This is a genomic window from Streptomyces sp. NPDC000134 (genome assembly GCF_042899225.1).
Taxonomy (GTDB): domain Bacteria; phylum Actinomycetota; class Actinomycetes; order Streptomycetales; family Streptomycetaceae; genus Streptomyces.
This window is the reverse complement of sequence record NZ_JBIAZN010000021.1, coordinates 1-18,184: the sequence shown is the minus strand read 5'-3', so window position 1 is coordinate 18,184 and position 18,184 is coordinate 1. Positions and strand designations below refer to the sequence as shown.

Below are 18,184 nucleotides of genomic sequence, written 5' to 3'. Positions count from 1 at the left end.
ATTTTACGGGCCGTCCGGCGGGCCGCCGGACGGCCCGCCGGTGGGGCCGTGGGGCGGGGCGGCGGGGCCGTGCGACGGGACGCGGGGCGGGCCGCCGGAGGGGGCGCCGGACGGCACGCGGTCGTCGGCGAGCGCGGTCAGTGCCCGGCGGGCCACCTCCCGGCCGATGGGCAGCGCGGCGGTGGCCGCCGGCGACGGGGCGTTGAGCACGTGCACCGCGCGGGGGGTCTCCCGGATCAGGAAGTCGTCGACCAGGGTGCCGTCGGGCAGCACCGCCTGGGCGCGCACCCCAGCGGGCGCCGGCACCAGGTCGTCCTCCGTCACCTCGGGCAGCATCCTGCGCACCGCCGCCGTGAACGCCGCCTTGGACAGCGAGCGGCGCAGCTCCCCGCCGCCGTACCGCCAGTGCCGGCGGGCGATGTGCCAGGAACCCGGCCAGGCCAGCGTGGCGCCCAGCTCGCGGGGTCTGATCACGCCCCAGCCGTATCCCTCGCGGGCCAGGGCCGGGACCGCGTTGGGCCCGAGGTGGACGCTGCCGTCGATGCCGCGGGTGAGGTGCACGCCGAGGAACGGGAACGCCGGGTCCGGCACCGGATACACCAGTCCCCGCACCAGCTCGGGGCGGGCCAGCTCGTAGTACTCGCCGCGGAACGGGACGATCCGCATCCCCGGGTCGTCGCCGGTGGCGCGGGCGATCTCGTCGCAGTGCAGCCCCGCGCAGTTGACCATGACCCGGCCGCGGATCACCTCCGCGGACCGGGTGCGGACGGCGACGCCGAGGCCGGGCCGGCGGTCGACGCGCAGGACCTGGCTGCCGTAGCGGATCTCCGCGCCCGAGGCGTCGGCCAACTGCCGGGCGACCGCCACGTAGTCGCAGGTGCCGGTGGTCGCGACGTGTATCGCGGCCAGGCCCCGCACCGCCGGCTCGTACTCCGCGATCTGGGCGGTGCCCAGCTCGCGCACCGGGATGCCGTTCTCCCTGCCGCGCTGCACCAGGGCGTGCAGGCGGGGCAGCTCGGCGCGCTCGGTGGCGACGATCAGCTTGCCGGTGACGGCGTGCGGGATGCCGTACTCCGCGCAGAACTTGACCATCTCGGCGGCGCCCCGCACCGCGAAGCGGGCCTTGAGGGAGCCCGGACGGTAGTAGATGCCGCTGTGGATCACACCGCTGTTGCGCCCGGTCTGGTGGCGGGCCGGGCCCGGCTCCTTCTCCAGCACCGTGACCCGGGTGCCGGGCGCGGCACGGGTGATCGCGTACGCCGTCGACAGGCCGACGATCCCGCCGCCGATCACCAGCACGTCGCAGTCGTATCCGCTTGTCGGCCGCACCTGCTCCACCTCCCGGGTCCGATAGTGCACTGCGCCACTGACAACGCCCGCAAACCCGAAGAGCGCCCGGCCGGGTCAGGCGGGTGCGACCAGCAGCGGGCGGGCCCGCTCGCGCAGCTCCACCACGCGGGGCTCGTCGCCGTACGGCTCCAGGCGGTGCAGGAGGTCCTTGACGTACTCGGTGGTGCGCGCGGAGGAGATCCGCCCGGCCACCTCCACCGCGCGTACGCCCTGCTCGCAGGCGGCGTCCAGGTTGCCCGACTCCAGCTCGGCGACGGCCGACACCACCAGGCGCAGGCCGTGCGAGCGGACGAACTCCTCGGTGGGCTGGGACAGCGCCTGCTCGGTGAAGCGGCGGACCTGGCGGGGGGCCTTCAGATCGCGGTAGCACTCGGCGGCGTCGGCGGCGAAGCGGTCGTAGCCGTAGAAGCCGAGCCAGCTCGGGTCGCTGTCGCCGGGGCGGGCCCGCTCCAGCCAGCTCTCGGCCGCCTTCAGCGCGGCGCCGGCCGCCTGGGCGTCGCCCGCGCGTGCGTGCGCCCGTGCCTCCACCAGGCGGTAGAAGCTCATGGTGCGGGCGGTGGCCAGGCCACGGTTGCGCTCCACGGCGGCCTGCGCGAGGTCGACGCCCTCGTCACCGAAGCCGCGGTAGGTCGCCTGGAGCGACATCGATGCCAGGACGTACCCGCCGAGGGGGACGTCGGCCGCCGCGCGGGCCAGGCGCAGCGCCTGGATGTAGTAGCGCTGGGCGGCCTCCTGCTGGCCGGTGTCGAAGGCCATCCAGCCCGCCAGCCGGGTCAGCTCGGCCGCCGCGCCGAACAGGGCGCGGCCGACCTCGTCGGAGTAGGCGCCGAGCAGCAGGGGCGCCGCCTCCACCCGTAAGCACTCGGGGACCATGGAGGAACGCCAGTCGCCGCCGCCGTACTTGGAGTCCCAGCGCCGCGCGTCCTCGGCGGCCTCCCGCAGCTTCTGCACGTCACTGTGGCCGACTTTGAGCGGTGTGCCGGAGCCCTCGACGGGGCTCGTGTCGCGCGCCACCGAGCTGTCGGCCGGGGTTATCAGCCACCGGGAGGCGGGCGTCGCGTAGGCGCTCACCGCGAAGGACCCCGCGAGCGACTGCCAGATGCCGCCGGAGCCCGCGCGGCGGCCGGCCAGGTCGAGCCGGTACAGCTCCGTCGCCGTGCGCACCGCCTGGCCGACGTCCCGGGGGAAGGCGAGGCCCACTTCGGGGGCGGGGTCCGCGTCCGCCAGGCCGATCTCGTGGAGCGGCACCGGGCGGCCGAGCTTCTGGCCGATGGCGGCGGCGATCAGGTGCGGGGCCGCGCCTTGCGGCACCATGCCCTTCGACACCCAGCGCGCCACCGATGTCTTGTCGTAGCGAAGCGTCAGCCCGCGCTGGGCGCCAAGATCGTTGACGCGTCGCGCGAGGCCCGCGTTGGAGATTCCCGCGAGGGCGAGAACGGCGCCGAGTTTCTCGTTCGGCCCGCGTTGCTCCCTGGACATGCGCCACCCCTCGACACAGACGGCTGCCGCGCTGGCATAACCACGCGGCATTCGTAAACCCAGCGTAGTTCGCCGCATCCCAAGCGTTAAGGGGCATTCTTCCGGATGGCGGGATTGTGGTCCGTACTGAGGTACGGGGTCAGTACGCACCGTTGCCGTGTGCTCCCGATGTGTGGCCGTGCGCCTGTCCGTGCGCTCTGGTCAGGCCACCCCGGGAGCGGTTCCATGGCCGTGCGTGGGTCGGCCCGCTGTACTGAATCCAGTGGGCTGGGGGACACCGTCGCCTTCATCCCCGCGGGCGGCGGACCGGTCCGGGAGGCGAGTCCCGTCTCCCGGACCGTACGCGGTCCGGTCGCCCGCCGGCCTGTACGGAGCGTGTTCGAACTCCGCTCCACGATCACGATTTGGCTGAAAATCTCTCCTGCCTATTTTTCCCCACCATCCCTCCTACCATGGCAGTTGAGGGCGCGTTGGGCGTCCAGGGGGCGCGCGAAGGGGGCGCATTCGCGTCGAAGTCGCCGCCCGGGGAAGGGCGGTGGGCTCCGCGCCGGCGTTCTGACGAGGGCTCGGGCCCGGCGGCACGAGCGGCTCCGCCGGCCCGCCGCCGGGGGCCCTTCATGGCAGCATGGGGAACCAGTTCGTGCGGTGCACTGGTTGTCCACAGGCTGTGGAGGCGTCGATGCGGTGGTTGGTGGGATGGAGCAGCGCCGCCGCGGCAACTGCGGGATACGCCGGACCCGGCGCCACCGCGGGGGCCACCGGCTACGACGGCGAGACCGTGCACCCGGTGGGCTCCCAGTTGCTGTGGGGCGACCCCGACCCCCTGTGGGCGGTCGGCGACTGGCGCCCCGACGAGGTCCGCGTGGTGAGCGCCGACCCGCAGACCCGGATCGCCGTCCTCGGCATCTGCGGGGCCAGCGACGAACAGCTCCGCGTCGCCCTGTTCGCCGCTCGCGGCGGCGCCCTGCGGCACCTCACCGCCTGGCCGGGCAGCTACACGGCCGTCGTCCAGGTCGGACGCCGGATCACCGTCTGCGGCGACCTCGCGGGCGCCCGTCCCGTCTTCCACACCCCCTGGGCCGGCGGGACCGCCTACGCCACGGCCGCGCTGCCGCTCGCCGACCTCGTCGAGGCCAACCTCGACTTCCCCTACCTCGCCGCGCTGCTCGCCGCCCCCGACGTACCGGCCGCGCTGGACGACGCCACCCCGTACGACGGCGTGAAGCGCGTTCCGCCGGGGCACGCACTCATCCTGCGCGCCGGGGCGCGCGAGATCGCCGGGTACGAGCCGGTGGCCTCCCTCGCCGTGGCGGCGCCCACGGCCGACCCCGACCGCGCCGTGGACGGCGTACGGGACGCCCTGATCGAAGCGGTACGCACCCGGCTCGCCGCCCCCCGGCACGTCCCCGGCGACGGCATAGACCCCGGCCCCGTCCCCGGCATGGGCCCGGCGGAACGGCGTGCCGCCCGCGGGATGCCGGTGCCCGGCATCGGCGCCGACCTGTCCGGCGGCCCGGCCTCGGCGACCCTGGCGCTGCTCGCCGCCGGGCTGCCCGGGATGCCGGGCACCGTGCTCGGACACGGCACCGGCGCGGGGGAGCGGCTGCTGGCCGTCACCTTCAACGACCTCGCCGTGGGCGGTCGCGAGGCCGAACTCCAGCGGGCGGGCGCGCTGGCCGCCAACCCCCGGCTGCACCACGTGGTGGTCGCCGGCGGCGAGGAGGTCCTGCCCTACGCCGACCTCGACGGGCCCCTCACCGACGAACCGGCGGCCTGCCTGGTGTCCGCCGCCCGGCACCGGACCCGGCTGGCCGCCGGCAGCGCGGACCACTTCACCGGCTACGGGGCCCGGGAGGTCCTCGACGCCCACCCGGCCCGCCTCGCCGACCTCCTGATGGACCGCAAGCGCCGCCATCTCGTCCGGCCCGTCGCCGCGCTCGCCAAGGCGGACGGTTCGGTGCTGGTCCCCGCACGCGTGTACGCGGCGGCCCGGCGGCTGTCGCGCAGGCCGTACCGGGCCGGCCTCGACGGGCTCGCCGACCAGTTGCGCGGCCGGCGCTTCGAGGAGGCCGCCGACGGCGCGGTGGGCGCCTCGCTCGCCGCGCTGACCTGGGGCGGACCCGGACCCGCGGCGCGCTGGCTGACCGGGGAGGCGCTCGCCGAGGTATCGGTCCGGCTCCAGGCGTCGGCGCAGCGGTCGGGGGTCGGGCCCGGACGGCCGGGCGACTTCCGCGCACGTGCCGCGCTCACCCGGCGGGCGGCCGACGTCCGGGTGCTGGAGCAGGTCGCCGAGATCCGCTCCCAGCGGCTGCACGCCCCGTTCCTCGACAACCAGGTCGTCCGCGCCTGCCAGGCCCTGCCCGAGGCGCTGCGCGTCCAGCCCGGCTCGCGGGCCGCGATCCTGCGCACCGTCCTGGAGGGCGCCGGCGTCAGCGACCTCCCCACCGGCTGGGGCGCCCCCACCCAGGCCCTCGCCCCCGCGACCGCACGCGCGGGACTGCGGGTCGCGGCGGACACCCTGCTGGCCCTCTTCGACCGGCCGCTGCTCGCCCAGGCGGGACTGGTCGAGGCGCGCGTCGTGCGCAAGGCGGTACGCGCCGCCGCCGCGGGCGAACCCCTCCCCCTGGCCGGCCTCGCCGACCTCGTCTCCCTCGAACTCTGGCTGACCCGCCTCCTGGCCCGCCGGGGCACCTGCTGGACAGGCACCCCGGCCCGCGCCCGCGCGGTCCCCGGGGGCATCGCCCCGCGACGGGGGGCGTTGGGGGCGGCGGCTTCCGGGGGGTGAGGGGTGGGGTGGGTTCCGAGGGCCGCGTCCGTGCGGGGATGAGTCGCGGGATCGGTGCCGGGGGCTGCGTCCGCGCGGGGGTGGGGTGCGGGGTGGGTGTCGGGGGCTGCGTCCGTGCGGGGGTGGGGTGTGGGGTGGGTGTCGGGGGCCGCGTCCGCGCGGGGATGAGTCGCGGGATCGGTGTCGGGGGCCGCGTCCGCGCGGGGGTGCGGTGCGGCGGAGACCGGCGTCGAGGGCCGCGTCCGCGCACGCGTGCGGGCGTGCCCGTTCGTCCGTCCCGGCGACAATGACCCCGTGCGGTACAGAATCCTGGGCGTCACCCAGGCCGAGGACATCCACGGCGCCCCCGTCCCCCTGGGCGGCCCCCGCCTCCGCGCCCTCCTCACCGCCCTCGCGCTCCACCCCGGCCGCCCCGTCAGCCCCGCCGTCCTCGTCGACGAGGTCTGGGCCGGCGACCCGCCCGAGGACGCCCCCGCCGCCCTCCAGGCCCTGATCGCCCGCCTCCGCCGCACCCTCGGCAGGGACGCGGTCACCCACGACACCGGCGGCTACCGCCTGACGGCGACGGCCGACGACGTGGACCTGTACGTCTTCGAGGACCTGGTACGCCGGGGCACCGCCGCCATCCCCCGGGACCCCGCGACCGCCGCCCACCACCTCGACCGCGCCCTCGCCCTGTGGCGCGGCCCGGCCTTGACCGACCTCCCCGGCCGCGACACCCGCGCCGCCCGCCCGGACGCCCTGCGCCTGGAGGCGACCCGCGCCCGCGCCGAGGCCGACCTGGCACTGGGCCGCGCCGACGACGCCGTACCCCGCCTGCGGGAACTCACCGCCGCCCACCCGTACGACGAGCCCTCGTACGCCCTGCTGATGAGCGCCCTGCGCGCCACCGGCCGGGACGCCGACGCCCTCGCCGCCTACGACACCGCCCGCCGCGCCCTCGCCGAGGGCCTCGGCACCGATCCCGGGCCACGCCTGCGCGCCCTGCACGCCGACCTGCTCGGCGGTACGCGGCCACCGGCCCCCGCCCCCGAGCGGACCGGCAACCTGCGTCCCCGGCTCACCTCGTTCGTGGGCCGGGAACTCGAACTCGACGCGATCCGTTCCACATTGCACAGGGCCAGACTGGTCACGCTCACCGGACCGGGCGGCTCCGGCAAGACCCGTCTCGCCGAGGAGGCCGCCGCCGGGCTTCCGCAGGCATGGCTGGTCGAGCTGGCCCCGCTCGACCACCCGGAGGCGGTGCCCGACGCGGTGGTCAACGCGCTCGGGCTGCGCGAGACCGTCCTGTCCGGCGCCGACCGCCCGGCGGTGCAGGACGATCCCGTCGCCCTGCTCGTCGAGCACTGCGCCCGCCGCAGCCCGCTCCTGATCCTTGACAACTGCGAACATGTCATCGAGGCCGCGGCCCGCCTCGCCGAGACCCTGCTGACCCGCTGCCCGGGGCTCACGGTCCTCGCCACCAGCCGCGAACCCCTGGGCGTCCCCGGCGAGACGGTCCACCCCGTCGAGCCGCTCCGCCCCGACCAGGCCCGCCGCCTCTTCGCGGAGCGCGCCCGAGCCGTCCGCCCCGACGCGGACGCCGTGCTGCGCGACGAGCGGGCGGTCACCGAGATCTGCCGCCGCCTGGACGGTCTGCCGCTCGCCATCGAGCTGGCGGCGGCCCGGCTGCGGATGCTGACGCCCCGCCAGATCGCCGGCCGGCTCGACGACCGGTTCCGGCTGCTCACCGCGGGCAGCCGCACGGTCCTGCCCCGCCAGCAGACCCTCCGCGCGGTCGTCGACTGGTCCTGGGACCTGCTGACCGAGCCGGAGCGCACGGTGCTGCGCCAGGTCTCCGTCTTCGCGGGCGGCTGGGACCTGACCGCCGCGGAATCCGTCTGCGGCGGCCCGGTCGCCGATCTCGTCGGCGCGCTGGTCGACAAGTCCCTCGTCGTCGCCGCCCCCGACGAGCGGCAGGGCGTCCCCGCCATGCGCTACCGCATGCTGGAGACCATCCACGAGTACGCCACCGAGCGCGCCGCCGAGACCCCCGGGCTGCGCGCCACGGCCGAGCGGCGCCACCGCGGGTGGGTGCGCGCCCTCGTCGAGCGGGCCGAGCCCCGGCTCCGCTCCGCCGGCCAACTGCCCTGGATCACCCGCCTGGAGACCGAGCTGGACAACATCCGGGCGGCCCTGCACCGCGCCCTGGCCGCCCGTGACGAGGAGGACGCCGCCTCCGTCGCCGTGGCCATGGGCTGGTTCTGGTGGCTGCGCAACTACCGGCACGAGGGCATCGACTGGATCGACCGCGTCCTGCGCCTGAGCACCGCCGCCGACCCGGTCGACGCCTTCCTCGCCGACCCCGGGCGCGACACCGGGACCGGAGCGAGTCACCCGCTGCGGATGGACCTGAGGATGCTGCACCTCTTCCTCACCCTGGAGACCGAACTGCCGCCCGACGGCCCCGGCAACGAGCGGATGCGCCGGTACGCCGACCTGATCCGCTCCTTCTACGAGCGCGATCCCCGGCGGGCGGCCCGGATGCCCGGCATCCTCTGGCTGACCACCGCCTACTTCCTCGGCGACGCGGCCGGCATCCGGGCCGCGCTGGACCGGGCCGTCGACATCTGCCGCCGGTACGGCGGGGACTGGGAGGTCGCCGTCGCCCTGATGTTCCGTACGCACCAGGCGGTCGACTCCCCGGGCGGGATGGCGGACGTCGACGGCGACCTCGCGGAGCTGCGGTCGCTCAGCCGCCGCGTCGGCGACCGCTGGGTGCGCGCCCAGGTGTGCGGCGCGGCCGGCGAGGCCGCCCTCGCCCGGGTCCGCCTGGACGAGGCGCGGGCCGAGTACGAGGAGGCGCTGCGGCTGGCCCGCGAGGTGGGCGCGCACGCCGAGTCACCGTTCCAGCTCTCCCGGCTCGCCGAGATCGCCTACCGCGCGGGGGACCGTTCCGGCGCGCTGGCCGCCCTGGACGAGGCGGGGGACGCCGCCGACCGGTACGGCGTGACGGACGCACGGGCGCTGGTCTCACTGCTGCGGGCCCAGCTCGCCCTCGACGAGAAGGACCTCGTCCGGGCCCGCGAGCTGTGGGCGGAGGCCGGGGGGCTGGCCGTGCGGGGCACGCCGCCACCGCAGTTCCTGGTGCTGGCGCATCTGGTCGACGCCCTGGTGACCGAGGGCGAGTCGGGTGCGGAACCCGCGCTGGCGAGACTGGCCGACGCCTTCCGCCTGGCCGTGGAGAAGCACTGCGCCGAGACGGTCATGGCGACGCTGGCGGACGCGGCGGCGGGCCTGCTGTCCGACCTCGGCGACGCCCGGCGCACGGCACGGCTGCTCGGCGCCGGCGACCGCTGGCGGGGCCGTCATCCGCGCCCCATGCCGGAGCGGGCGCGGGCCGAGCGGTCCGAGGCGGTGGCCCGTGCCGTGCTCGGCGCCGCCGGTTTCGCCGCCGAGCACGCCCGGGGCGCGGACCTCACCCCGGGCGAGGTCCTGCGCGACCTCGACGCCCGCGCCCGGTGAGCGGCGCGGACCGCCTCAGGTGCAGGTGAACGTGGACTCCGCCCAGTCGGCGAGCGCCAGGGCGTCGAGGTGGTTGTGCGGTTCGACCACCAGCCGTACGGTCCTGCGCCCCGAGATGTCGACATGGACGGGCACCGCCGGGTCCCCGCCCTTCACCGTGCCGGACCGCCACAGCCGGACGCCGTCGGCCAGCACGGAGAAGCGGACCTTGCCGAGCTTCATGTTCAGGTCGTCCACGCCGATCAGGGCGTCGTAGGAGGTGCAGGAGCGGTTGAGGTCGATGGTGACGGAGGACCGGCCATGCACGGTGACGCCGTGCGCGTACCGCCGGCCGGCGATCGCCAGTCCCGAGCGCTGCCACGCCCAACTGCTCTCGCCGAGCCGCATCTCGGGCTCGGTGCCGTCCCCGCCGACGTCGTACGACAGCCCGCTCCACCGGTAGACGACCGGCGCGGGCGGCGGGGTCGGGCTCGGGGTCGGCCGGGGCGTGGAGGTCGGGGTACGGGTCGGTTCCGGCGTCGGGGTGGGCTTCGGCGCGGGAGTCGGGCTGGACGACGGCGTCGGCGTCGGTGTCGGCGTCGGTGTCCGCCTGGACGTGGGCGCTGGCGAAGCGGTGGCGTCCGGCGCCGGTGCCCGCGCGGTCGCCGGTGCCCGCGCGGTCGCCGGCGAGTCGGGACGGGACGGGTCCGGTTTCGGGTCCGGCCCCGGAGCCGCGGGCGTCTCCTGCGCGGGCTGGCCCGCCGACGCCGAGAGGGACGGCGCCGCCTGCGGCTTCGGCCCGTCGGCGGCGTCCTGGCCGGTCAGCGCTAAGACCACCGCCGCGAGACCGGCCGCGATCACCCCGGCCGCGATCCCCGCCTTCACCGGCGCGCCCAGCCCCTCCGAGGCCGCCGCACCGCCCCCGGCGCCCGCGGACCCGGACGACCCGCCCGACGCGGCGGCCCCGGCGGCACCGGCCGCCCCCGCACCCGTCCCGCCGGCGATGAGCGCGGCCGCCTTGGCGTACCCGGCCGCGCCGAACCAGCCGATGACGGCGACCGGCACGACGCCGGGGATGCCGCCGGCGACCTCCTCGATCTGGCTGACGGCCAGCCGGCACTTGGCGCACTCCTCCAGATGCCTGCGCAGCCCGCGCTCGGCCCGGGTGCGCAGCCTGCCCCGGGCGTACGTGCCGAGCCGGTCGGCGTAGCGGGCGCACTCCTCGTCGTCGGCGAGCGCGGCGCTGACGTGCGCCTGGAGGTACGCCTGCTTCAGCCCCTCGCGGGCCCGGCTGGCCAGCACCCGCGTGCCGTTGGCGTCCAGGCCGAACAGCGTGGCCACCTGGCTCGGCGACTCCTCCTCGACCTCGGTGTGCCACAGCACGGCCTGCCAGCGCTCCGGCAGCGACCGGAAGGCCCGCACGGCCATGGACCGCTCGGCCTCCCGCATGGCCCGGACGTCGGCGCCCAACTCCGGGCCGTCGTCGTCCGCGACCGACGCGGCCCGCGCGGACTGCGCGGCGAACACCGCGAAGTCGTCGACCAACTGCTCGCGCCGCGCCGACTGCGTCCAGGACGCGGCGACCCGCCGGACGCTGGTGAGCAGGTAGGCGCGGACGGCGTACTCGGGTCCGGAGCCGCCGCGCACCGCCTGGAGCATCCGGGCGAACACCTCGGCGGTCAGGTCGTCCGCGGTGTGCGCGTCCCGGCAGCAGGTACGGGCGTACCGGCGCACGGCGCCGGCATGGCGCCGGTACAGCTCCTCGTACGCGCTGTCGTCCCCCGAGCGCATCCACCCGATCAGCTCGACGTCGGCCGGCGGCACCTCACCCGGCGGCAGCAGCACACCGTCCTCATCGGACTCGCGCCCCGGGCGCGGCAGCGCACCGTCCGCGTCGGACTCGCGCCCCGGGCGCGGCAGCGCACCGTCCGCGTCGGACTCGCGCCCCGGGCGCGGCAGCGCACCGTCCGCGTCGGACCGGCGCCCGGGGCCGGGCGGCTCGGCGTCCCCCGCACGCCGCCGCCACTGCGCCGGAACCCCGGCGCTGCCGTCGCCCGGAAAGCCACCGTCACCGGCGCCCCCGACCGGACTCCCGACGCCCCGCGCACCCCTCACCGGCCCGTCCTGGGGCGGAACCCGTGACGGACCACCGGTTGCCGAGCCATCGTCACCGACCGAATCGTTCCGCCCGTCAAGATCCATCGCGGAATGCCCCCGCCGCCTGCCGACCACTCCCGAACACCGGGTCAGCGTGTCACAGCGCCTTTTGGCGGGGACACCTCCGGTACGACCATCACTCGTCCGGGGGGTTCACCCGGCACGCGGTACTGAAGGCCGCCCGTCCGGGGAAGGAATGCATCCCCTCCCGGATGTCCCGCCACCCCGGCCGCCGTCCTCAGGACGGCCGGGACCGCAGCCCCTCCAGCAGGATGTCGAGCAGTCGCGCCGAGGCCGCCGCCTGCTGGGCCGCGTCCGGCAGCGAGGGCGCCGCCGTGGCTATCACCAGCAGGACGTCCGAGACCGACACGTCCGCCCGCAGTTCGCCCGCCTCGCGCGCCCGGTCCACGAGCCGGCCCACGACCTCCAGCAGCGCCGTGGCGCCGGTGTCTTCGGGACCGACCGGAACCGACGCCGGCACCGGCTGCTCAGGCACCAGCCGCAGCTCGCCGGAGCCGTGCTGCGTCCGCTGCTGCGGCACCCGCGGCTCCCCGACCGAACCGCCGGAGCCGGCCGAACCGCCGGAGCCGACCGGGCTGCCCGAGCCGGCCCCGCCGGTCTCCTCGTGCTCCTCCGCCACCCCGACCCGCAGCACCTGCGGCGGCAGCAGCCGCCCGGCACCGGACGCGACCGAGGTGCGCAGGAACCGGGACAGCGCCGACCACGGCTCGTCCTCCTGCCCGAGCGCCGCCCGCGCCTGATCGGTCAGCCGGGCCGTCTCCTCCTCGGCTATCCGGCGCACCAGCACGTCCTTGCTCGGGAAGCGGCGGTACACCGTGCCGACCCCGACCCGGGCGCGCCGCGCCACGTCTTCCATCGGCGCCCCGTACCCGAGTTCGCCGAACACTTCGCGCGCCGCGCGCAGCACGTGCTCCAGATTGCGCTGGGCGTCCACCCGCAGCGGCGTCGTCCGCGCGCCGTCACCGCGTGAGCCGCCCGTCGTCGCGTTCATCGTGCCGCCGGTGGCGACTGCGGACGCGGACGACCAATGAGAGTCCTGAACATGCATAGACAATCCCCCGGTAATGACGTCTCCCCCCGGAGACTCTCCCCGCCATCGAAAGCCGGAGCGTGTGCGGAACGGGCCCGATTCCCGGTCCGCCCGTCGCGAACCCGGGAGCGCATCCCCCTACACCCCGTCGACACGAACATAGTTGAGTGGGGGTCAATTCAGAAGGGGCAGGCTCCGCATGGTCCCCGCCCCGATCGGAGTACGGATCATCCACGCCCCGCGTCCCGCCCCGGGTACACTCCGCGCCGCCCCCACTGACCTGCGGACCTTCCCTGTTCCCCGCCCGCGCGACCGACCCGGCCCGGCCCCGGCTCCCGGTCATACAAATTGTCGGGCCTGTGGACAAACACAAGCGACGGGTGCGTCATGGGATGGTGAAGGAACGTGCGCGCATTCTCGTTGTCGGTGGCGGCTACGTCGGGATGTACACGGCCCTGCGCCTCCAGCGGAAGCTGAAGGCCGAACTGCGCCGTGGCGAGGCCGAGATCACGGTGGTGACGCCCGACCCGTACATGACGTACCAGCCGTTCCTCCCCGAGGCGGCGGCCGGCTCGATCTCCCCGCGGCACGTCGTCGTCCCCCTGCGCCGCGTCCTGGACCGCTGCCAGGTCGTCGTCGGCGAGGCCGAGTCCGTCGACCACGCCCGCCGCACCGTCGCCGTCACCACCCTCGCCACCGGGGAGGAGGGCCGCGGCGCCCGCCCCTTCCGCTACGACGAACTGGTCCTCGCCCCCGGCTCCGTCTCCCGCGCCCTCCCCGTCCCCGGACTCGCCGACCACGGCATCGGCTTCAAGACCGTCGAGGAGGCCATCGGCCTGCGCAACCACGTCATCGAGCAGATGGACATCGCCTCCTCCACCCGCGACCCCGCGCTCCGCGACGCCGCCCTCACCTTCGTCTTCGTCGGCGGCGGCTACGCGGGCGTGGAGGCCCTCGGCGAACTGGAGGACATGGCCCGCTACGCCACGCGGTACTACCACAACGTCACCCCCGAGGACATGAAATGGGTCCTCGTCGAGGCCACCGACCGCGTGCTGCCCGGGGTCGGCGAGGAACTGGGCCGCTACACCGTCTCCGAACTGCGCCGCCGCAACATCGACGTACGCCTGGGCACCCGCCTGGAGTCCTGCGCCGACCGCGTCGCCGTGCTCAGCGACGGCTCCCGCTTCCCCACGCGTACGGTCGTCTGGACGGCCGGCGTCCGCCCGCACCCCCTCCTCGACGCCACCGACCTGCCCCGCACCGACCGCGGCCGGCTCCGATGCACCGCCCGGTTGTCGATCGAGGGCACCACGCACGCGTGGGCGGCCGGGGACGCCGCCGAGGTCCCCGACGTCACCGCCGACGAACCCGGCCGCGCGTGCGCCCCCAACGCCCAGCACGCCCTGCGCCAGGCCCGCGTCCTCGGCGACAACATCGCGCACACCCTGCGCGGCGAGCCCCTGGAGACGTACGCGCACCGGTACGCCGGTTCGGTCGCCTCCCTCGGCTTCCACCAGGGCGTCGCCCAGGTCTACGGCCGCCGGCTCAAGGGCTACCCCGCGTGGTTCATGCACCGCGCCTACCACCTCAGCCGGGTCCCCACGGTCAACCGCAAGGCGCGCGTCCTGGCCGAATGGACCCTGTCGGGGCTGTTCAAACGCGAGATCGTCTCCCTGGGTTCACTCGAACACCCGCGAGCGGAGTTCGAACTCGCTGCCGGTGGAAAGCCTTCTCCCGAGCCCCCGCACAACCCGAAGGGGTCGTCCTGACCGGACTCAGGAACTCAACCGCCCGGCCCGGCGTCTGACGGATGTCGGCCCGGTCGGGCACCCTGCCAGACTGGTCCACCACCGCGGGCGGGCCGCCGCTCGCTCCGCGCGGCCCTCCGGGGCCCCGGCCGGTCCCGGCCCGGCCGCCGACGACTAACACGAGGCAAGGATTCGTGAACTTCACGCGCTGGAGCGCCCGACTCCCCGGAACACAGCGCCGCGCCGCGGCGCGGACCGCCACCACGGTCTCCCCGGACCGGCGGGGCGAGAGCCGGGGCGACACCTCCGTGCCCACCGCCCGCGCCGAGCAGCTCACCGACGACGCCCCGCCCGTGCCGGCCGTCGACGACCTCCCGGTCCGCGACGTCCTGGACCGTGTCCCCGCCCTGGTCGCCCTCGTGCACGGCCCCGACCACCGCATCGCCTACGTCAACGACGCCTATACGGCGGCCTTCGGCGTCCGCCCCCTGGGCGAACGGGCGCGCGAGGCCCTGCCCGAGCTGGCCGAACTGGGCCTCTTCCCGCTCCTGGACCAGGTCCAGCGCAGCGCCCGCTCCCGCACCCTGAAGTCCCGCAAGGCCCCCGACGGCCGCTCCTACACCTTCACCTGCACCCCGGTCACCGAGGACGGCGACCGCGGGGTCCTCGTCTTCGCCACCGACGTCACCGACCACGCCGAGGCCGCCGAGCGCCTGCGCGCCAGCGAGCGCCGCCAGCGCGAGACCGCCGTCACCCTCCAGCGCTCCCTCCTCCCGCAGGAACTGGAGGAACCCGACGACCTCCGGGTGGCCGCCACCTACCACCCCGGCGGTACCGAGGCCGCCGTCGGCGGCGACTGGTACGACGTGATCACCCTCGGCGGGGGACGCACCGCGCTGGTCATCGGCGACGTCATGGGCCGCGGCGTCCGCGCCGCCGCCGTGATGGGCCAGCTCCGTACGGCGGTCCGGGCGTACGCCCGTCTCGACCTCCCGCCGCACGAGGTCCTCCAGCTCCTGGACGGCCTCGCCATGGAGATCGACGCCAACCAGATCGCCACCTGCGTGTACGCCATCCACGACCCCAACGAGGGCAAGCTGGTGTACGCCTCCGCCGGCCACCTGCCGATCCTGGTCCGTGACGAGCTGGGCACCGTCCAGCGCGCCGACGAGCCCACCGGCCCCCCGCTCGGCACCGGCAACTGGGTGCACGCCTCCGGCACCGTCCCCCTCACCCCCGGCTCCACCGCCGTCCTCTACACCGACGGCCTGGTCGAACGCCGCAACGAGGACCTCGACGAGGGCATCGCCGCCCTGGAGCGCGCGCTGGCCGGCGCCCGCGGCACTCCCCAGGTGATCTGCGACCGCCTGGTCCGCTCGGCGGGCGTCACCGCCGACCACGACGACGACGTGGCCGTCCTGGTCCTCCAGCACCCCGCCCGCACCGGCCCCGAGCGGGAGCTGTTCCGCAACGCCGCGCTGGACCTGATCGGCGGAGTGGAGGCGGCCCCACGTGCGCGTGCCTTCGCCTCCGGCGTCCTGACGAGCTGGCGCTTCCCCGCCGACCTGCACGACCTGGGCGTCCTCGCCGCCAGCGAGCTGGTCGCCAACTCCCTCCAGCACGGCACGCCTCCTATGCGGCTGCGCCTGCGCCGTACCGACCGCCGTCTGATCATCGAGGTCACGGACGGCGACGACCACCTGCCCAGACGCCGCCGGGCGGAACCGGCGGACGAGTCCGGCCGGGGCATCGCGATCGTCGCCACCATCGCCTCGAACTGGGGGAGCCGGCGCACCCCGGGCGGCGGCAAGGCGGTCTGGTGCGAGTTCGCGCTCCCCAGACCCTGACCGGCACCCGGCCCGTCAGGCGTCGGCGCCTGCCACGGCCTCGGCCGGCGCACCGCCCTGCCGGACCACCCGGCTCTTCCCGGCCCACGGCCGGTCCTGCACCTCGGTGAGCCGCCGCCCCAGTCGCACCGCCAGCACCGTGATCCCCAGCGAGAACAGCAGGAAGGTCACGATGTACGGCCCGTGCAGCGAGGCAGCCAGCGGCCCGCCGACGGCCGGCCCGATCGCCAGCGCGAGCTGCTTCACCAGCGCGAAGGCGGAGTTGTACTGCCCCGCCATGCCGTCCGGCGCCAGGTCCGCCACCAGCGGCGCCAGCGTCGGCGACAGCATCGCCTCACCCAGTCCGAACAGCGCGTACGTCGAGACGAACGCGGCCGTGGCCATCGCCTGGCTGCCGTGCCCGAGCCCGGCGTACCCCGCCACGGCCCACGCGACGGCCCAGATCAGCCCCACCGAGGCGATCACGCGCGACCGCTTGCGCCGCTCGACGAACTTCAGCACCGCGAACTGCGCGACCACGATCACCAGCGTGTTCGCCGCCAGCGCGGTCCCCAGGGTGGAGGTCGAGATCCCGGCGGCCTCGACGCCGTACGCGCTCAGCCCCGACTCGAACTGCCCGTAGCAGGCGAAGAACAGCACGAAGCCCAGGACGCACAACTGCACCATCGCCCGGTTCCCGAGCAGCTCCCGCCAGCTTCCCCGGCCCGACGACCCGCCGGGCGCGTCCGCCATCCGCGGCGTCCGCGGCATCCGCACCGTCGCCAGCACGGCGACCAGCGCCAGGAACATCGCCGCCTCGATCGCGAACAGCAGGGTGAACGAGGCGGCGCTGGAGGTGTCGACGAGATGACCGCCGATGAGCCCGCCGACCCCGAGTCCGAGGTTCTGCAGGAAGAACTGCGTGGCGAACGCCCGCGACCGGTTCTCGGTGTCCGAGCAGTCCACGATCATCGTCGCCAGCGCAGGCTGCATCACGGCCTGTCCGGCCCCGAGCAGCGCGGCGGACAGCAGCACGGTGGCCGCCTGCCCCGACAGCCCCAGGCTCAGCGCCCCGACTGCGGCCATGACCAGGGCGGCGAGCAGCACCGGCAGCGGGCCGCGCCGGACGATGGCCCGTCCGGCGAACGGCAGCACCACCAGCGCGGCCACGGCGAAGACGGCGAGCACGAGACCCGCCGTCACGGAACCCAGTCCCCGCACCTGCGCCACATAGACGTACAGGTAGGGGACGGTGAAGCCGAGCCCGAACGCGCTGAGTGCGTTGCCCACGTGAATCCGGCGCATCGCGGCGCCCCTCGCCCTGGTCACGTTCACCTCTCTCATCAGTTAGACATGAAGACTTAGAAGCTAAACTTCGAAGCTAAAGATTATATTCCGAAGGACTTCAAGGCAAAGCGACGCCGTGCCATACTCGCCACATGGCCGACACCTCCGAAGCCGGCGAGCCCTCACTCGAAGAGCAGATCGCCGCCTACCAGCGCGAGTTCCAGGACCTCGACCCCCAGGTCGAGAAGATCGTGTCGGCCCTCTCCCGCCTGAACCGCCGCATGAACGTGGCGTACGGCCGCCAGACCGCCGACCTCGGCATCAGCAACGCCGACTGGGAGGTCCTCAAGGCCCTCGTGCTGTCCGGCGCCCCCTACCGGATGGGCCCCGGCGAGCTGGCCAAGCGCCTCGGCCTCACCCCGGCCGCGATGACCCACCGCATCGACCGCATGGTCACCGAAGGGCTCGTCACCCGGGAGCGCGACGAGAACAACCGGGTCCGCGTCATCGTCGAGCTGACCGGCGAGGGCCGGGAGAAGTGGCTGGCGGCCATGCGGCTCGCCTCCGTCTTCGAGGAGGACCTCCTCCAGGACCTCTCCCCGGACGAGCGCACCACCCTCGGCGAGGTCCTCACCCGCCTGCTGCGCAGGGTGGAGCACGCCCAGCCGGACGCCGGCGGCCGGCTCAGCGACCTGGATTGAAAAGATCTTGACAGGGGGTGCTTGACAGTCATCTCCCTGATCCGTAGAGTTCTTCGGGTTGCCGCAGCGCCGTAACGGTTCTGCGACAGCACTTTTGCCGCAGCAGCGGCACCTCACACCACCAGCGCGACCTTCCCCCGGGAACAATTTCGGCATGCCCGGAATTCAATTCCCGGCCTCGATTTGAGAGTCGAGGAGCGAGTCCGCTAAGGTTTGAGACGTCGGAACGGCCCAACAGCCGGGAAGACAACCCCCTCTGACGGGGAATCAGGGCCCGAAAGGATCTGATAGAGTCGGAACCGCCGGAAAGGGAA

10 protein-coding genes are annotated in these 18,184 nt (G+C 75.1%); 5 read left to right on the top strand and 5 right to left on the bottom strand.

What is annotated here, in order from left to right; translation table 11 throughout:
* Positions 1-3: 3 nt before the first annotated feature.
* Complete coding sequence (gene lhgO, locus ACFY32_RS27235) at positions 4-1,359, bottom strand: L-2-hydroxyglutarate oxidase (RefSeq protein WP_390675541.1); 1,356 nt, start codon at positions 1,357-1,359, stop codon at positions 4-6.
* Between the two features lie 45 nt (positions 1,360-1,404).
* Complete coding sequence (locus ACFY32_RS27230; RefSeq protein WP_359190851.1) at positions 1,405-2,829, bottom strand: MFS transporter; 1,425 nt, start codon at positions 2,827-2,829, stop codon at positions 1,405-1,407.
* Positions 2,830-3,508: 679 nt separating this feature from the next.
* Between ACFY32_RS27230 and ACFY32_RS27225 the strand changes: the two genes are divergently transcribed.
* A complete protein-coding gene (locus tag ACFY32_RS27225; protein ID WP_359190854.1) occupies positions 3,509-5,614 on the top strand; it encodes an asparagine synthase-related protein in 2,106 nt (701 codons plus the stop codon).
* 294 nt (positions 5,615-5,908) lie between these two features.
* Positions 5,909-9,118: a BTAD domain-containing putative transcriptional regulator gene (locus tag ACFY32_RS27220; RefSeq protein ID WP_390675540.1), complete on the top strand. Its 3,210-nt coding sequence runs from the start codon at positions 5,909-5,911 to the stop codon at positions 9,116-9,118.
* A gap of 15 nt (positions 9,119-9,133) precedes the next feature.
* Here the strand turns inward: ACFY32_RS27220 and ACFY32_RS27215 are convergent, their stop codons facing one another.
* Positions 9,134-11,299 (bottom strand): sigma-70 family RNA polymerase sigma factor, encoded by a 2,166-nt coding sequence (locus ACFY32_RS27215; RefSeq protein ID WP_390675539.1) that lies wholly within the window; start codon positions 11,297-11,299, stop codon positions 9,134-9,136.
* Positions 11,300-11,492: 193 nt separating this feature from the next.
* Positions 11,493-12,323, bottom strand: a complete 831-nt coding sequence (locus tag ACFY32_RS27210; protein ID WP_359190862.1) for a helix-turn-helix domain-containing protein — start codon at positions 12,321-12,323, stop codon at positions 11,493-11,495.
* A 374-nt stretch (positions 12,324-12,697) separates the two neighbouring features.
* On the opposite strand from ACFY32_RS27210, the gene ACFY32_RS27205 reads away from it, so the two are divergent.
* Together ACFY32_RS27205 and ACFY32_RS27200 are read left to right on the top strand one after the other, a co-directional pair.
* Positions 12,698-14,077: an NAD(P)/FAD-dependent oxidoreductase gene (locus ACFY32_RS27205; protein ID WP_390675538.1), complete on the top strand. Its 1,380-nt coding sequence runs from the start codon at positions 12,698-12,700 to the stop codon at positions 14,075-14,077.
* A 173-nt stretch (positions 14,078-14,250) separates the two neighbouring features.
* Positions 14,251-15,903 (top strand): SpoIIE family protein phosphatase, encoded by a 1,653-nt coding sequence (locus ACFY32_RS27200; RefSeq protein ID WP_390675537.1) that lies wholly within the window; start codon positions 14,251-14,253, stop codon positions 15,901-15,903.
* A 15-nt stretch (positions 15,904-15,918) separates the two neighbouring features.
* Here ACFY32_RS27200 and ACFY32_RS27195 read toward each other — a convergent pair whose 3' ends face one another.
* Positions 15,919-17,187: an MFS transporter gene (locus ACFY32_RS27195; RefSeq protein WP_359190935.1), complete on the bottom strand. Its 1,269-nt coding sequence runs from the start codon at positions 17,185-17,187 to the stop codon at positions 15,919-15,921.
* Between the two features lie 134 nt (positions 17,188-17,321).
* On the opposite strand from ACFY32_RS27195, the gene ACFY32_RS27190 reads away from it, so the two are divergent.
* A complete protein-coding gene (locus tag ACFY32_RS27190) occupies positions 17,322-17,870 on the top strand; it encodes a MarR family transcriptional regulator (protein ID WP_359190870.1) in 549 nt (182 codons plus the stop codon).
* Positions 17,871-18,184 lie beyond the last annotated feature (314 nt).

What these genes read in the sequence shown, in the direction of transcription:
- ACFY32_RS27215 (WP_390675539.1), bottom strand. Translation starts at nt 11,299, where the DNA reads ATGGATCTTGACGGGCGGAACGATTCGGTCGGTGACGATGGCTCGGCA.
- ACFY32_RS27210 (WP_359190862.1), bottom strand. Translation starts at nt 12,323, where the DNA reads ATGCATGTTCAGGACTCTCATTGGTCGTCCGCGTCCGCAGTCGCCACC.
- ACFY32_RS27225 (WP_359190854.1), top strand. Translation starts at nt 3,509, where the DNA reads ATGCGGTGGTTGGTGGGATGGAGCAGCGCCGCCGCGGCAACTGCGGGA.
- ACFY32_RS27190 (WP_359190870.1), top strand. Translation starts at nt 17,322, where the DNA reads ATGGCCGACACCTCCGAAGCCGGCGAGCCCTCACTCGAAGAGCAGATC.
- ACFY32_RS27205 (WP_390675538.1), top strand. Translation starts at nt 12,698, where the DNA reads ATGGTGAAGGAACGTGCGCGCATTCTCGTTGTCGGTGGCGGCTACGTC.
- ACFY32_RS27195 (WP_359190935.1), bottom strand. Translation starts at nt 17,187, where the DNA reads ATGCGCCGGATTCACGTGGGCAACGCACTCAGCGCGTTCGGGCTCGGC.
- ACFY32_RS27230 (WP_359190851.1), bottom strand. Translation starts at nt 2,829, where the DNA reads ATGTCCAGGGAGCAACGCGGGCCGAACGAGAAACTCGGCGCCGTTCTC.